At 56.4% G+C, this 15,565-nt stretch carries 11 protein-coding genes; 3 read left to right on the top strand and 8 right to left on the bottom strand.

Features of this window, described 5'->3' with window-relative positions; translation table 11 throughout:
- Position 1: 1 nt before the first annotated feature.
- Positions 2-1,555, bottom strand: a complete 1,554-nt coding sequence (gene lysS, locus F1381_RS06600; RefSeq protein WP_151734031.1) for a lysine--tRNA ligase — start codon at positions 1,553-1,555, stop codon at positions 2-4.
- A gap of 531 nt (positions 1,556-2,086) precedes the next feature.
- Between lysS and F1381_RS06595 the strand changes: the two genes are divergently transcribed.
- On the top strand, positions 2,087-2,335 hold the full coding sequence (locus tag F1381_RS06595; RefSeq protein WP_151734030.1) for a hypothetical protein: 249 nt from the start codon (positions 2,087-2,089) through the stop codon (positions 2,333-2,335).
- Between the two features lie 99 nt (positions 2,336-2,434).
- Here the strand turns inward: F1381_RS06595 and F1381_RS06590 are convergent, their stop codons facing one another.
- The 3 genes from F1381_RS06590 to F1381_RS06580 form a co-directional block, all read right to left on the bottom strand.
- Positions 2,435-3,550, bottom strand: a complete 1,116-nt coding sequence (locus F1381_RS06590) for a 5-methyltetrahydropteroyltriglutamate--homocysteine S-methyltransferase (protein WP_151734029.1) — start codon at positions 3,548-3,550, stop codon at positions 2,435-2,437.
- An 18-nt stretch (positions 3,551-3,568) separates the two neighbouring features.
- The gene (locus tag F1381_RS06585; RefSeq protein WP_151734028.1) at positions 3,569-4,501 is read right to left on the bottom strand and encodes a LysR family transcriptional regulator; all 933 of its coding nucleotides are present in this window, start codon (positions 4,499-4,501) and stop codon (positions 3,569-3,571) included.
- A 106-nt stretch (positions 4,502-4,607) separates the two neighbouring features.
- A complete protein-coding gene (locus F1381_RS06580) occupies positions 4,608-5,774 on the bottom strand; it encodes a phosphodiester glycosidase family protein (protein WP_425495251.1) in 1,167 nt (388 codons plus the stop codon).
- A 232-nt stretch (positions 5,775-6,006) separates the two neighbouring features.
- Here F1381_RS06580 and F1381_RS06575 point away from each other — a divergent pair, with 232 nt between their 5' ends.
- The gene (locus tag F1381_RS06575; protein WP_151734026.1) at positions 6,007-6,819 is read left to right on the top strand and encodes a CPBP family glutamic-type intramembrane protease; all 813 of its coding nucleotides are present in this window, start codon (positions 6,007-6,009) and stop codon (positions 6,817-6,819) included.
- Between the two features lie 92 nt (positions 6,820-6,911).
- Here the strand turns inward: F1381_RS06575 and F1381_RS06570 are convergent, their stop codons facing one another.
- On the bottom strand, positions 6,912-8,426 hold the full coding sequence (locus tag F1381_RS06570; RefSeq protein WP_187355223.1) for a TPM domain-containing protein: 1,515 nt from the start codon (positions 8,424-8,426) through the stop codon (positions 6,912-6,914).
- Between the two features lie 235 nt (positions 8,427-8,661).
- Here F1381_RS06570 and F1381_RS06565 point away from each other — a divergent pair, with 235 nt between their 5' ends.
- Positions 8,662-9,150 (top strand): cysteine hydrolase family protein, encoded by a 489-nt coding sequence (locus tag F1381_RS06565; RefSeq protein WP_151734024.1) that lies wholly within the window; start codon positions 8,662-8,664, stop codon positions 9,148-9,150.
- A 362-nt stretch (positions 9,151-9,512) separates the two neighbouring features.
- On the opposite strand, the gene F1381_RS06560 is transcribed toward F1381_RS06565, so the two are convergent.
- From F1381_RS06560 to F1381_RS06550, 3 genes are read right to left on the bottom strand one after another with little or no spacing between them, the layout of a single operon-like run.
- Positions 9,513-10,337, bottom strand: a complete 825-nt coding sequence (locus F1381_RS06560; RefSeq protein ID WP_151734023.1) for an aldo/keto reductase — start codon at positions 10,335-10,337, stop codon at positions 9,513-9,515.
- A 30-nt stretch (positions 10,338-10,367) separates the two neighbouring features.
- Positions 10,368-14,867 (bottom strand): coiled-coil domain-containing protein, encoded by a 4,500-nt coding sequence (locus tag F1381_RS06555; RefSeq protein ID WP_151734022.1) that lies wholly within the window; start codon positions 14,865-14,867, stop codon positions 10,368-10,370.
- Positions 14,854-15,474 carry a DUF6063 family protein gene (locus F1381_RS06550; RefSeq protein ID WP_187355222.1) on the bottom strand — a complete coding sequence of 207 codons (621 nt, stop codon included), beginning with the start codon at positions 15,472-15,474 and terminating at the stop codon, positions 14,854-14,856. Before F1381_RS06550 ends, F1381_RS06555 begins: the two co-directional genes overlap by 14 nt.
- Between the last annotated feature and the right edge of the window lie 91 nt (positions 15,475-15,565).

The following is a 15,565-nucleotide window of genomic DNA, read 5'->3' as shown; positions in this document are numbered from 1 at the left end:
TTCACAAATCGAGCAGTGCCAACAGCCGTCTGGTCCCTACCGCCTGAACCAGCAGCGGAATGCGCGGCCCCTCCGGCTGTCCCAGGACCAGCTGGTAGAGCGTGGAGAAGAACTGCTTGTGATTTTGCTTCGAAATTTTAGGATCCGCTACCCGGCAAATATCGTAGACGGCGGCCATCAGCTCCGCTTCGGGCAGCGGTTCAGCTCTCAGCAGCCTGCAGAAGGCCTGCACCCAGCCCTGCACTTCAGCCGTCAACTGCGCATAGCGCTCCCTGTCCGGCTGACCGTTCACGGCGACCAGCTTATGCGGCACCCAGTTCTGCAGCCAATGGCCGGCCCGGCGTACCACTGCCTGAAAGGCCGCATCACTGTAGTGCTCCCCGCTCCGCTCCAGCAGCTCTCGGGTCAGCTTCAGGTCGAAGTTCACCAACGGCAGCAAAGCTGCGGTCTGATTGAAGCTCGGCGCCTGCCCGCCGTCACGGGCTGTCATCGACAGCTCCACGGCAGTCCGCAGGCTATCCTGCAGCGAACCTCCGTGGTATGCCTCCACGCAGCGTTCATATTCCATGTAGTTGCGCAGGACATCATCGTCCAGTCCTATACTGAATGCCGCACTTGGCTGGTATTTGGCAAACAGGAACAAAATATTGCCGGGGGCGTAGATCTGCAGCAGATCGTCCGGTGTGTAGTTGTGGCCCGAGGAGCTGGACATTTTGGCGTAGCTGCCTTTGATGCTGATAAAATCATAGGGCTCATACATGGGCGGGGTACGTCCAAATATCCGTTCAGCAATCACCGAAGCGACACAGTAGCTGCCATTGGCCGTGGAATGGTCGCGGCCCCCGGGCTCGAACACCACGTCCTCCGCACCCCAGCGCATCGGCCAGTCGACTTTCCACTGGAGCTTGATGTTGCCCGCCTGCGGCACATGCAGTGTGTTGTAGCAGCCGCAAGTGCAGCTGTACACCAGATTCTGCGATTCATCGTCATACGCGTGCACCGTCGTCGTGTCCTTGCCGCAGCGCTCGCAATAGACATGCACCGGATAATAGGCTTCCCGCTCTTCATCGCTGCGTTCTCCTGTCTTGTAATCCATCAGAATATCATAAATCTCCCGCCGCACAGCCAGTGCGCGCAGAATTCCTGCGGCGTATCTTCCGCTGCGGTACTCCCTTCTCTGGTAAATGAACTCCGGTGTGATACCGAATACGGCTAGAACATCTTCGAACTCCCGTTCATAATGTTCTGCGTATGAAGCATGGCAGCCGTAAGGACAAGGCACCTCAGTATAAGGCAGCCCTATATATTGAGCAAACGCGGGATCAAGGCCAGACGGAACCTTGCGGAACCGGTCATAATCATCCCAGGAGAAGATAAACCGGACTTTCTTGCCGAGCTTCTGCAGCGACTGCGCCACGAACCAGGTGGTCGCCACCTCGCGGAAATTCCCGATATGGACATGCCCGGAGGGGCTGATGCCCGAGGCGCAGACAAACGTGTCACGCTGCGGATGGGCGGCGGTCAGGCTGGCGGCTATTTTTTCGGACCAATGCATAAAGTACACCTCTGTTTCGAGTAGATTGAAGCCAAGATAACAGCAAAAAAGCCCCCGCCCCCAAGATTGTCATCTTGAGGACGGAAGCTTATGTAAGCACCGTGGTACCACCCCTGTTCGTGCCCATGTCGCCATGAAAGCACCTCTTCGGGTACGGCCACTACGCTTATACCCTATCTCTGTAACGGGAGAGCCCGTCATAGCATCCTCGGGCAGCTTGCGTTACCCGATTCCGTATGAAGCTCGGAGACTTTATTCATTAAGCACATTGCTGCTCTATTTCACCAAGGTTAGAGCTCTCTGGGAACAACGCCGCTTAACTACTCTTCTCGTCTTCGCTTGTGGTTCATGCGGTTGTCATCTCTTGCTTGTGACTTGCAATGAATTGTAAACCGTTCCGGCGGGAATTGTCAACTGCAAAATGCCGGGCTATCTGCAGAATCCGCAGTGTATTTTAATTCTGCGGACAATATCCCTAAGAGTTCTGGACCGGGCACAAGCGGGTAAACTAGAATTATGGAGGTGAGACGCATGGTCAAAGCACTCAACGGATTTGCCTATCTGCTGTTCGGCATAGCGTTCATAGCGGGAATCGTTGCCGGGAACCATTATGGCGTCAGCGGTTTCGCCTGGAGCCTGCTGCTTGCATACTGGGTGGGGGGAGCTATGTCAGGCCTGTTCTTCCTGTTCCTCTCAAGGGTGCTGGAGAACCTCGAATATATGGCGGAGCGGATGTATGAGATGGAATCCTTTATGAGGAAGAGAGATTCTTCCTCATGAATACGCAGCGGAAACCCCATAGTAATGTGAAATAAGGTCCAGGGAGTCCGTTAGCTGTCAGCCTAATAAAGAATAGCCGCCCTGCCGGGCGGCCTCCGCTTACATCCATATTTCATTGGCCGTCTCGATAATCAGCCGCAGCTTGTCCCACTGCTCTTCTTCCGTCAGCATGTTGCCCTCTTCCGTAGAGGCGAAGCCGCATTGCGGGCTCAAGCAGAGCTGGTCGATCGGGACTATCTCCGCAGCCTCGGCGATACGCGCCTTAAGGAGCTCCTTGCTCTCCAGTCCCCCGTGCTTGGTGGTGACGAGACCGAGGACGACGAACTGGTCCTGTACATACCGCAGCGGCGCAAAATCGCCCGAACGCTCATTGTCGTATTCCAGGAAGAATGCATCGACCTCTGCACGGGCGAACAACGTCTCGGCAACCGGTTCATAGCCGCCGGCGGCGAACCAGGTCGAGCGGTAGTTGCCGCGGCATACATGCAGCGCAATAGTCATATCATCCGGACGTCCGGCAATGCTTTCGTTGATCAGCCTGACATAATCGCTGGCCAGCTGATCCGGGTCGGTGCCGCGGCTGCGCAGATAGGCGCGGTGCCGGCCGCTGCACAGCGTGCCCCAGGTGGTGTCATCAAGCTGCAGATAACGGCACCCCGCATCATAGAAGGCTTGTATGGCTTGCCGGTATACGGCGGTAATATCGCGGAATAAGCTTTCCTGGTCGGGATACACATCATTGCCGTTATGATCCTGGACAAAATGAAACAGCGCCGGCGAAGGAACGGTCATCTTGGCCGGCGTATCCCCGGCCAACTCCTGCAGCTTGCGGAAGTGTTCAAGCATCGGATGTCCGCCGAAGCCGATCTTGGAGACGATCCGGAAGCTCTCCGCCCGCTGGGCGCCGTCTTTGGCGCTGCCCGGAGCGTTCAGCGTGATCTTCTCTGTTCCCTCAATCCCCCAGAAGAAATCAAGATGCCACCAGGAACGGCGGAATTCGCCGTCCGTCACTGCCTGCAGGCCAAGCGCCTTCTCCTGCCGGACCAGCTCCGCAATCTCGGCATCCTCAATGGCGGTAAGCTCCGCCGGCGAAAGCTCCCCCGCTTCAAACCGGGTACGTGCCTCCTTCAGCGCCTCACTGCGCAGAAAGCTGCCGACGATGTCATACCGGAACGGCGGCGTTCTGCGTTTGGTTCCGATCACTGGACTACTCATACTTCCCTCCTGCTGCATTTATAGTAAGAATTGATTGAGACTAAAGCTGCTGCCGGTTACCAGATCATTCAGTATTTCTATGTATCCGGCCATAATATCGCTCGGCTTGCGGTCTTTATGGGCAATCCAGCCTACGGTGAAGATCTCTCCGCTGTCATAGGGGATCGTCACGAGTCCGCCTCCGTTCAGGGCCGAAGCGAGAATGCCGGTTCCTACGGTGTAAGCATCGCTGCCGAGCAGCAGGTTGGTCAGCGTGGCCCGGTCCGTCACCTGGATATTCTTCCCGATCTGCGTAAAGCTGAGCATTTCCTCCGAGAAATGCAGGGAGTTATTGTCTCCCTGTTCAAAGGTGATGTACGGAAACGGGGTGATATCCTCCTCGATGATCTGTTCCTTGCCGGATAGCGGATGCCCGCTGCGCACATAGACATGCGGATTCGTGTTGAACAGCGGCGTGAACTTGAGATTGCCGTCGCTGAACAGCTTGTTCATCACTTTATAATTGCTCTCACTGATATAGAGAATCCCAAGATCGCTGCGCAGTGTCCGCACATCCTCAATTACCTCATAGGTCTGGGTTTCGCGGAAGGCGAAGCGGTACTCCGCTATCCCGCTTCCGTTCATCAGCTGGACGAAGGCATCCACCGCGAACGCATAATGCTGGGAAGATACGGAGAAATAGATCGCGCTGCGCTTCTTCCCGGTATACCGGTGTTCCATGAAATCGGCCTGTTCAATAATTTGCCGCGCATAACCCAGGAACTCCATGCCTTCCGCCGAGATGCTGATTCCCCGGTTCGTCCGCTCGAATATGGTAATCCCCAGCTCGTTCTCCAGCTCTTTAATCGCATTGGAGAGACTCGGCTGTGACACGAAAAGCCGTTTGGCCGCTTCGTTCATGGAGCCGCTGTTCGCAATTTCAATCGCATAACGGAGCTGCTGTAAGGTCAAACCCGTCCCTCCTTTTCTCTGCCAGATGCTTGTCTGCCGTATACGTTAGCTATCGTAGCATAATCCTTGGCCCCCATCCAGACTTGACGGGCGGAGATAGATTGAATTATTGCGACCGCTTCTTGCCGGCGTCAATTTGCGACGGGTCGAGACCTTCCCATATGTTGGCGATATCCGCCTGTTCGGGATGCTCAAAGACAAGAAAGGCCGTCGGCAAATAACGTTCGCCGTACTGTGAGGACGGCTTGTTCACAATGGCGTTATCCTTGACCAGCACCGTGGACGAGCCGCCGTCCAGATTGGCGGCGATGACCGCGCCGTGCTCCAGCATAACCTGCTGCACATCATACAACGTGGCACCCACACTGTATCCGGGCTGCCTGCCGTCGATGACCACGAACAGCAGAGCACCGTCGGCCCGCTGTCCCATAGCCGTACGCGGGGCCAGACCCCAGCCGTCCTTGTCGCTCTTAAACAGCCCTCTGCCGTTAACGATAATCCGCGGCTGGAACGTCACCGCCTCCTGAACGCCCAGATCCCGGAGCTCCTCCAGCGAATAGTTGCCGGCGATCATCTTGCCCTGCTTGTCCAGACCGACAATTTGTGTAGAGGTTTTGCCGCCCAGCCCGTTATAAAATAGCTTGCCCCGCGAGATTACCAGCCCGATCGGCTTAAAGCCGTTCCCCTTCCAGTTGGGGTCGGCGAAGCCTCCGCCGTTAACGCCGGCGATGGCTCCGGTCCGCTCCACCATATGGGACACCTTCTCCCCGGAGCCGGCCGTCCCCGTTATGCCCAGCCGGACCTTGGTCGGATCATGCACGGTCATCATATAGCCTGCATAGCCGGAGCCTGTAATTTTCTCGATTTCTACCAGCGGTTTCGCTTCGGGGGCCGAAGCTGTAGAGGAATCCGTTGCAGGAGCGGGCGGCGGAGTTGCAATCGTATGCGTGTCCCGTTCATCGCCCATCTGCAGGAACTGTTCATTGTAGGCGGCAACCCGGCGCTGCAGTTCCGTCTCGCCGATGACATATTTCGCCCAGTGGCGGTGCTGGGTAGTAATCAGGGTGTCCGCCAGCAGATAACGGGTGCTTTGCCCCGCAGGAAGCAGATACAGCCACCCGGCTCCCGCCAGCATCACTAACAACGTGTACAGCATCAGCTTGACGAGCAGCCGCAGCCTATTTTTCTTTTTGCGCTTGCGGATGCTCTTGCCCTGGGCTTTCTTCTTATTCCGGTGAACCTTGGAACGCTCTGGTAATGATGAAGTACTCAAGTGGGTTGTCCTCCTTGCCGGATTTCCTGTTATTTCAAATTTCTTGGCATCACCCCATGATAGACGATCCCGCGTTAGTAAAAGTTTCAGAATCTTCAACAGTTCATCCATTTCATGGAACATAGGATAGAGTATAAGGGAGTGAGTTTATTAATTTCGTGGGGTAAGAGGCCGTGATAGACTTAACAAATTCGTAATCAAATATAGCTTCTATCCGGAAGGAGAACAAAAGTTGACACCTAAGTCGGGCCTTGCCAAAGTCTGGTTCATGTTTACCGCATTTCTGCTGCTGTTTATTTTAAATTTCACGCTTACCGGGGACAACCCCGGGCCGACAGGAAGAGCATGGTTGCTGCTGAGTTTGTGCTCTCTGCTGATCAGCATAGTGCTTCTGGTCAAAAATAAACTGCCGTCCAAGCGGCAGATTCTGCTCTCTGTTCTGCTGGCCGCTGCCGTCGCATTAACCTACATCAATCTTTCTCTTTTCTCTATGATAGAAAACAGTATCATTACACTGTTCGCATCCATGGCTGCGCTCAGCACCTTTAACAAATACAGCGCGGGCAAGCTTGTCTTTCTGAACACCAAGAATAGCCGGACAGTCGCTGTAAGTCTGCTGATCGGCGTGGCGGCCGGGCTTCTGCTCGGAATCTTTAATCTGATGCTGATGAGCAATGAGATTGGTGAATTCAGCATGAAGCTGCAGTATTTCAGAGTGGCGCTGAGTCCCGCTATTTTTGAAGAAGTTGCTTTGCGTACGGTGTTCTATGCCTTGTGCCTGACGATGCTGAACGGCAGAATTGAAACAAGGGCCCAAAGGTTCACCGCCTGGTTTATGATGATTGTTCCGCATGCGCTGATTCACACGCCGGACAGCTTTATTGACGGGGGGATTATATTGGGCATTGTGGCCACACTTTTGCTGTCCTTACTGTTCGGCCTGCCCTTCGCTATATTACAGCGCAAACGGGACATCACCTCCGCGATGCTGGGGCACGGGATTGTGGACATCATCCGTTTCTGTTTCACAGGTTTGCCAATGTAACCCGCTGAGGTTACCGTGCATTTAAAAAGGCAACAGTTCTCCCGAATTCCGGAAGAACCGTTGCCTTGTTCAATTGTAGGGCTGCTCCCGGATTACCGGTGCCGGCCCACTCCGCCGCCGCTGCTGGCATTGCCGCCGCCGCCGGAATTTGAGCTGCCGCCGGAATTGTTGCGGCCTGCGTCTCCGCCGCTGCTGTGTCCCCCGCTGCCGCGATTGGTCTCGCGGGACTCGCTGTGCCGTCCGGCTCCTCCGCCGCTGCTGTGCCCTCCCCCGCCGCGGTTGGTGTTATCGTCCCGGCTGCTCCAGGAGCTGCTGCTCTGACTTCTAGACGGTTGGTGATGATGGTGGCGGGGCCGGCTGCTCCCGTTACCGGACATACGCTGCCGGCGGGTGAAATAACCGTAGCCGGCCTGTCCGGTCCAGGTTCCGTAACGCCGGATGTTGCGTTCACTGTAAGGATTGATCGGCATACCATAAAGAGCGATTCTTCGGTTGCGGTGCGAAACCCGCAGACTGATGAACAGCACGCCGATCAGGAACAGCGCGATGATCTGCAGCCCCTGCCCCTTGGTTACGCGCGGAGCTTCTTTGGGAGCGGCCGGCTGCTTGGCTGCCTCCGTCCCCGCCGCAGCCGCCGCTGAACTGACAGCCGCCGCCGGCTCGGCTCTCACTTCCTCTGCAGCGGAGAAACGGTCATCCGCGCGGGCCAGCAGGAAGGAATAGATGGCGTTGGCGGTCGCAGTCGCGCCTTCGGCATATTTATGTTCAGCGAAGTAGGGCTCCATCTCCTGCTCCAAAATGCCTGAAATAACCTCATTGGATAATAGGCTGTCAATTTCTTTGCCCTGCAGCACATGGTAGTTGTCGCCGCCGATATCCAGCACGATCATCACATCGGACGGACCTGCGTATACCGAAGCGAACTTCGCATACGTATAATCCTGCAGGCTCCCGCTTCCCGAATTGGGAACTGTGACGACATAGATTCCGCCTCCCGCAGTTTCCCGGTAGCGGTTGGCTGCCTGGTTCAGGTAGTCTTTGGTTACCTGCTTGAATATACCGGCATTGTCGGCTACATAGGCTTTGCCGCTGACCGGGGCATTCGGCTGTCCGCCCAGGCTGCGGATTAAAGTGTTGTATGTCTTGCGCGCACCGGCGCTGTACTGCTTATTGGCAAAGTCAGGCTCCAGATCGGCCGCCAGGATCTGCCCCAGCTTGGTATCGCTTAAGCTTTCCGTCAGCCCTTTGCCCTGTACCACCCAATAATCGTCGTCTTTGACGGACAGCAGCAGAAGAACACCGTTGTTGTGCACTGCATCGCCTACACCCCAGCCATTGAACAGCAGATTCGCATAATCCTGCATGGATTGGCCGTTCGTCGAGTCTACCGTGACCAGTACAACCTGAGCTCCGGTATCCCTGTGCAAGCGCACGCCCTCATGGACCAGCGCATTCTCTGTCTTCAGATCGATGACACCCGCAAAATCGTTCACATAAAAGGATGCCGTATGCTCTGGAATGCCTTCTTGCGCCGCCGCACCCGCTGCCGGAAGCAGCAGGCAGACCAATAAGGCAACCAGCACATAAACCGTAAACTTTTTGTTCATAACCATCCTCCGGCTTCTTAGATTCCCTACGTTTATATCGGTTATTTCCGGGTACAGCTGCAGCAACAGTTTTGTGTCATTTATGATGGGTGATTCATGCTCGGCAGGACGTCTTGTCCCACCCTAACGCAGGTATAGAAATATTATATTCAACTTGCCGCTTGAGTTGTCCAGGTCCTATTAACTATTCTTATACAAAGCCGGATTCGGCTTAAGAGAAAGCGAGGGGAAGCGAATGAAACTCGCATTAGTAATAGTAGATATGCAGAATTTGTTTCTGCAGGACCATAAAGACAGCTGGAAGGTCGGGGAAGCGTGTGAATATATCAATCATGTTGCCGGTCTGTTCCGCTCGAAGGGCCACCCGGTTATTCATGTGCAGGACATGGAAGGCGCCTCTGAGGATTTATCGCCGGAAGCCAGAGAGATTATTCCCGAAATCAACACGGACCCCGGTGATCTCCGGGTAACGAAAGAGTTCACAAATGCGTTCTGGAAGACAGACCTCGAACAGCTGCTGCATGAACACCAAGCCGAACTCGTTATCGTGGCCGGATTTGCGGCAGAGCATTGTGTGACTTTCACCTGGAACGGGGCGGTGGAACGCGGGTTCAACGCAGTAATTTTGCAAAAGGGAATCTGCAGCAGCCAGCCTGAAGCAGTAAGCGCCGCCTACCGCGACCGGCAAATTGTTTCGTACAATGTGATCGAGTGTATGATCTAAAAAGCCCAAACACAACTTATTTAGTTTGATTTTTGCACACTAATTTAGCTGTTTTCACCGCTAGGATACATCTAAGTAGATTATCGTAACTTAATTTGGACGATCTGAACGGAATCACCGATTGTCGTTCCTATTAAGTGGCGGGAATCCAACTAAATTTGCGGCAAGCTCCATTTAGGGGAAATTAGGTAGCGATTTTCCACCTATTTAGGTTGAACAAAAGAACTTTCCCCCTAACGCAGGGTTGCAGCACCTCATGTGCATTTCAAAAGTTCAACTGATCTAGACGTTCTGCAAAAAGAACAAGACTCAGCCTGCGGCTGAGTCTTGTTTGCTGTCCCGCGCTATCGCAAGCGGCCGGTCTAGAAATTGAAATTGTCCGGATCGGCGCCGATCCGGCGGTTGATATTCAGGCCGTCAATTTGCGCCATTTCCGCCGCTGACAGCTCAAAGCCGAACACATCGGCATTCTCGCTGATCCGCTGCGCTTTGATCGATTTCGGGATCGTCACAATGCCGCTCTGGATATCCCAGCGGATAATCACCTGTGCGATGCTTTTGCCGTGGGTGTCGGCAATCTGCTGCAGCAGCTCATTATCGAGAAGCTGGCCCTGCGCCAGCGGTGCCCAGGCTTCAATCTGGATGCCCTGATTGGCGCAATACTCCCGCAGCTCAAGCTGGCTCAGCAGCGGATGCAGCTCGACCTGGTTCACCATCGGCTTGACCGTAGCTTCCCCCAGCAGGTCCTCCAGATGATGGATCTGGAAGTTGGAGACACCGATGGCCCGGACCTTACCGTCCGCATACAGCTTCTCCAGTGCCCGCCAGGTGTACTTGTATTTGCCCTTTACCGGCCAGTGCACCAGATACAAGTCGATATAGTCCAGCCCCAGCTTGCTGAGACTTTGCCCGAAGGCGGCCAATGTGGACTCGTAGCCCTGGTCAGAATTCCATACCTTCGTGGTAATGAATAGCTCCTCACGGCTGACGCCGGATTCGCGGATCGCCTGGCCCACGCCTTCTTCATTGCCGTACAGGGCGGCGGTATCGATGCTTCTGTAACCGGTGCGGATCGCCGCTTGCACAGACTCAATGACCTCCTGCCCCTCCTTCACCTTGTATACGCCCAGGCCCAGCCAAGGCATGTCCACCCCATTCGCCAGCTTTACAGTCGATTGCAAATTCATGTGATATTCACTCCTCAGATGAAATGTTGTTTAGAATAAAGTGGCGGGGATCAGCTTGCGTCCACCCTTGACAAGCGTGGATTCCAGCATTTCGCCCTTTTCCCCGCCAAAATACAGCTGCCAGTACACACCGAACCGGACGCTGACATCGTTCTTCACCAGTTCCGGCGGCGTGACGATCAGCCACTGGAAGCGCAGCGCCCTGGAAATCTCGAATACCGGGTCCAGCACATTGTTGGAGACCATTTCGCCGAACGGATTATCATAGAGGAATACCGTCCAGCCCTTGTTCTCACGGTTGACGCGTTTATGCGTCATGATCATCATCGCTACCAGCAGCTGCACCGACTGGCGCTGCCCGCCGCTGCCGACCGCTTCATCCAGTGCGCCCCGGTTGATGACCTCCCAATCCGAATAATGGTAATCTTCCGGGGCGGCATACAGGAAATAATTCTCCGTCACCGGCTTGTACACCTGCAGCACCGGGAAGCGGTTCTGCAGTGCCGTGTAGACGATCTTTCCATCGTTAACCAGCTCTCTGATTGCTCCGGCCGGAACCTGTTCAATCTTCGGATATTTCTCCAGCAGCATATGGATACAGCGGTTGAAATAGTCGCTGACAAGCGGTTCGATATCCTCAGTCGTCCTTGGTACAGTCATCTGCTTGTAATTCAGACGAACGAGCGGAAAGGCGTGTCCATTCTCATTATGAATGATCATCCGCCGTTCCATACGCTTCAGGATATCGAGAATCTGCACGACCCGCTTGGCCGCACGGCCGGTCCACATCATCCGTGACAGCTCCATGCCTTCCTTGTCGTTGCGGATGCTTTCAATCTGGTCGTGCGAGCTTTGCAGCATGGCTTCCAGAACCTGCAGCGCAACCGGGAAGTCTTCCCAGTGAACCGAGCCCAGCCGGTCCACCAGCTTGCTTTCCAGCTCACGGTTCCAGCCGCTGGCGGCAATCTTCTCCAGCAGACTGTTCTTCTCGTCCTGCACCCTGCGGGTAATCTCGCTGCGGGCTTGCTGGCTCGCCTTGCTGCGCTGCAGCCAGCCGGCTACGGCACTATCGCTGTTCCCGCGCACCTGCTCCTGCACATCCTCCGGCACCTCGCGCAGCGCAGCCCGGCCTTCGGCATGCAGCTCCATCATTTTGCTCTGGCTGGTAAGGCTTTGCAGCAGCCGTTCAAATCCCACCAGGCTCTTCTTGGCTTCGTTCAGCCGGAACTCATTATCCCTGCTGCGGCTGAGGATGTCCTCCTCCTTGCCGTCCAGCGGACCCGGCCACAGCTCGGGCGCCCGCTCATGCTTCTCTTTGATTGCTTTTTCCGCTTTATTCTTATCCTTGCCCAGATTCTCCAGCTCCGTATGGCAGCGCACATAACTCTCCCGGAGCATCAGGTAATCCTCTTCAAGCGCACCGCTCTCATGCTTCTGGCGGTTCCGTGCCGCCATAATCGCTTCAGGAGAATCCTGCGGCTCCGGCAATGAACGCCAGACCGGGTTCAGCTGTGCCAGCTCCGTTTCCAGCTCGGCCTGCTGCTCGCCCGCCCGTTTGATATTTCCTTCGCGCAAGCGGATCTCCAGCTCGTTCTGGGTCAGCGATTGCTGCAGGCTCTCCAGCGTGCTCAGCAGCTCCAGCAGCCGGCTGTCGGCAACAGATAGCGCACCCGCTGCCAGCAGCTCCTGGTCCATGTCTTCTTCCGCCACAGCTTCCTGCTCCGCCGGGAAAATAATCTCCGGCAGCCAGCTCTGCAGCCGCGGGAACAGCGAGTACCGCGTGTCGCCCATCCACTGCTCCCGCTGCTTGTGGATACCTTCCATCTCCATCTTCAGCACGGCAAGCCGCTGGTCCATCACAGAGATATCTTTAGCCAGCCGGTTCTTGCGCTCCACCGCCGCCTGCTTGTCTTTATAATCCCGCTCCTGGCGAACGGCCCGCCGCTCCCATTCGCGCAGCGCCTGGATGCGTCCGGCCAGCTCAGCCTTCTCGGCTTCAGCTTCCGTCAATTGCTGCTGTGCAGCCTTCCATTCTTCTTCATTGCTGCTGATCCCGGCATTCAGCCGCTCCTGATCCGCGAGCAGCTCCCGATGGCCAAGCTCAAGTATGCGCAGCTTATTCTGAAGCTGCTGCGAGTGCTCGCTCTGGTACAGCCGCTCTGCTTCCTGCTGCACCGCTTTCAGCTTCGCAAGATACGCCTCCGCCTCGCGCAGCTCTTCCTCCTGCTCCCGCAGTCTGGCGGCGCTGCCGCGCTTCCATTCCCGGAACCGCTCCGGCTGCAGTGCCAGCTGCCGGCCTTCATCCGCCGGCAGCAGGAATGCATTTCCGGCGGAGGCGCTCATTTCCTCACGCACAAAGACCGGTACCGGCGCCTTCAGGATAAATTCAGCCAGAATATCCGGCTGCAGCTTGTCCGCCTCGCGGCGGGTCAGAATCAAGCCGTAAGGCAGCAGCGGCTGCCGCTCGAGCTCCTCTTCCCGTGCGGAATACGGCAGATCATTCAAGTAGGCGCTGCCGAGCATGGCACTAATCTTGAGCTGCTCCAGCCGCTCTTTAACGGTTAGCAGATCCGCATTCGGCAGCCAGTAGGCTTCCTGCTGCAGCTCGACGTCCATCAGCTGGTGATAATACTCCCGGCGCAGCTTCTTAACCTGCTGCAGCGCATCCTCACTGCGGCGGATCAACGCTTCGGCCGCGGCCTGCTTCGCTTCGAACAAGCCGGTGGCCCCGTATCGCTGGTGCTCCCCATACAATTCCAGGTGCACCACAAGCTGTGACCACAGCTGCGATTCCCTGGCAAGCTGCGCCTCCAGCCGCGCCCCCAGCTCCTCCATCTGCTGGGTGCGTGCCGAGAGCTTGGCTGTTCCTTCCGCTTCTGCCTTGTGCAGCGCCAGCCGCCGCTCGTCGGCAGCCGCTCGTTTGCCGGACCACTCCACAAGCCGCTCCACATTGCTTCTGACGGCAAGCAGGGACCGCTGCAGGGCAGATGCAGGCGCGGCGGCCGCTTCGTGGCCGTACTTCGCGGCAAAGGCACCCGCTTCCTCGCTGTACTGCCGGATGGCCGCCGTCAGCTCACCGATTTTGCCTTCGAGACCGCCGGTCTCCAGCAGCAGCTGCTCCCTTTCCTTGCGCACAGCAGCTTCCTCCGCCTGCAGCGCCCCGAGGCTGTCACGGAATCGCCGCTGCTTGTTCTGCCAGGCCCGGGAGATTGCCGGCCATTGACCGTCCAGCTCTTCTCTGGCGGCGCGGATGACCTGCTGGCGCTCCTGCATTTCAAGCGACCCCTCAATGGCTTCAATCTCCTTCCGCCACTGGCTTATGTGGCGCAGAACGCCCCTGCGCTTGGCCAGATGGAAGGCCGCTTCCAGGCTTTTCTCCTTCGTCCGCGAATCTTCAAGCCGCTGCTTCGCCCGCAGCTGATCGCCGGTAACGCGGTCGAACTCCAGCTGCTTGGCGTCATACTCTTCCTTGCTGCGCAGAAATTTCAGATTGTCGCTTTCAAAACGCAGCTGCCTTCCCTCCTGAGCCAGCTCTGCCATTTCTCCCAGCTTCGCAGCTTGTCCAGCCTCGGCCGCAGCCAGCTCATCCAGAAGTACCGTGTAGATTTGCCGGCCGAGCCGCTGGGTATCCCGGAAATCCGTTTCCGCCTCCACCCCTTGACGCACCAGCCCGTGTAAGGGTACCGCAAGATCCGTAAACCCGGCAAACGCCTTCTCCCGCTGCTCCAGCATCGGGAGGCGCTGGGCGACGGTGGCGGCATCTACGAACATTTTTTGCAAAGAACCTTCGTCTTTACTCAGTCCTTCGCTGAGGCTGGCACCGATCTCCGGAAGGATCAGCCGCTCAAACAGATTATGGTTCGTAAAAGCATCGTGCTTCTTGAAGAAGCCCTTAATGCCGCCTTCCTCGCCGTTGATCTTCTTCATATTCCGCCATTCGCCGATATGGATATCCCGCTCGGCCAGATAGCTGTAATATTTGTTCAGTTCCGCGCTGCTGCTGCCGTAATACACCATCTCATTGCGCCGCTCCCGTACGAACTGCTGGAGCGTTTCGAAGGCAACGGGAGCTCCGGCCTCGTGGTTATAGAGCGGCAGGGTCGAGAGCGTCAGCTCGGCATGCTCGTCGTAATCCATCAGTGTGTACAGCAGGTAATCCACCTTGATCTCCAGCAGGTCCGCCGAGCTCTGCGCGGTCATAGCGATGCCCGTGGTCATATACTCCGCATGCTCGCTGTGATCGAGCCGCCATTCGATAGCGACATGGAAGGTATAAGGACGGAGCTGCTTCTTATGATTATGGAAGAAAGCTTCCACCTGGTTCTCATTATCCTTGCCCCAGGGCGTCTTCGGAATGAGCAGCTGAAAAATCGACTGCAGCAGCACGCCTTTGCCGCCGCCGTTCATCAGCGTAATCAGCGTATTGGCCGGGCCCTCTTCATTGCAGAGGTCCAGAATCATGTCGTCGTATTTTTTCAGCATCTTCTCATACTTGAGTCCGGCGATCCGGATACGTTCAATACGCGGCATCCTGCCCCGCCTCCTCTCCGCTTAACGTGCGTGCGACAAGCGCCCGCAGCTCCTTATAGCGGTCCACATCATGGTACAGATACCGCATCCGTTCGTACAGCTCCTCCCGCGGGAAGACCCGTTTCTCGCTCTCGGAGATAAACGCCAGATGCTCGTCCTCCAGCAGCTTCATCGCTTCGTGGATCAGCCCGATCCGCGAGCCTGCGCCGCGTGAGAGGGTATCGCCTTCTTCCTGGCTCTTCGTCTGCATATAGAGGCTGCTCCACACCTTGTGCATGCCTTGGACATCGAGCCGCCATTGCTTGCTGAATGATCCTTCGCTGTCCATCCCGATCCAGGCCTGGAACAGGGCGGAGACCTGGTCGGCCAGCTGGATATAGGACATGCTGTCTACGCCCGGCTTGAAATGCTGTTCGTCCTGGTCGATCTCAGCCAGAAAGACCAGAATAATCACGTTGATGATATGTAAATGGGTCTTCCGCTCCACGCGTGAATACTTGCTGCGCAGCTGGGTGAAGTTGGTGGCAAAGCCGGAACCGAGCGGATTGACCAGCAGATGCAGGCGGTGGCCGGAATTCATGACACGGAGCCCGCCTTCCCTGGCCATATATTCCAAGGCACTGTAGGCTCCGTTATCCTACAGGCATTCGGCTGCGGCCGGATCATCCAGATGAATCACTTTACGGCGCAGCAGGTCG

Origin of the sequence: Paenibacillus tengchongensis (assembly GCF_008973665.1) — a bacterium.
GTDB classification, from domain to species: Bacteria; Bacillota; Bacilli; order Paenibacillales; family Paenibacillaceae; genus Paenibacillus_AQ; species Paenibacillus_AQ tengchongensis.
Note: the sequence above shows the minus strand (reverse complement) of the source record. Positions and strands in the feature narration are given on the sequence as shown.

Coding starts and splice junctions, on each gene's coding strand:
- lysS (WP_151734031.1), bottom strand. CDS start 1,555: ATGCATTGGTCCGAAAAAATAGCCGCCAGCCTGACCGCCGCCCATCCG.
- F1381_RS06595 (WP_151734030.1), top strand. CDS start 2,087: ATGGTCAAAGCACTCAACGGATTTGCCTATCTGCTGTTCGGCATAGCG.
- F1381_RS06590 (WP_151734029.1), bottom strand. CDS start 3,550: ATGAGTAGTCCAGTGATCGGAACCAAACGCAGAACGCCGCCGTTCCGG.
- F1381_RS06570 (WP_187355223.1), bottom strand. CDS start 8,426: ATGAACAAAAAGTTTACGGTTTATGTGCTGGTTGCCTTATTGGTCTGC.
- F1381_RS06565 (WP_151734024.1), top strand. CDS start 8,662: ATGAAACTCGCATTAGTAATAGTAGATATGCAGAATTTGTTTCTGCAG.
- F1381_RS06560 (WP_151734023.1), bottom strand. CDS start 10,337: ATGAATTTGCAATCGACTGTAAAGCTGGCGAATGGGGTGGACATGCCT.
- F1381_RS06555 (WP_151734022.1), bottom strand. CDS start 14,867: ATGCCGCGTATTGAACGTATCCGGATCGCCGGACTCAAGTATGAGAAG.
- F1381_RS06550 (WP_187355222.1), bottom strand. CDS start 15,474: ATGGCCAGGGAAGGCGGGCTCCGTGTCATGAATTCCGGCCACCGCCTG.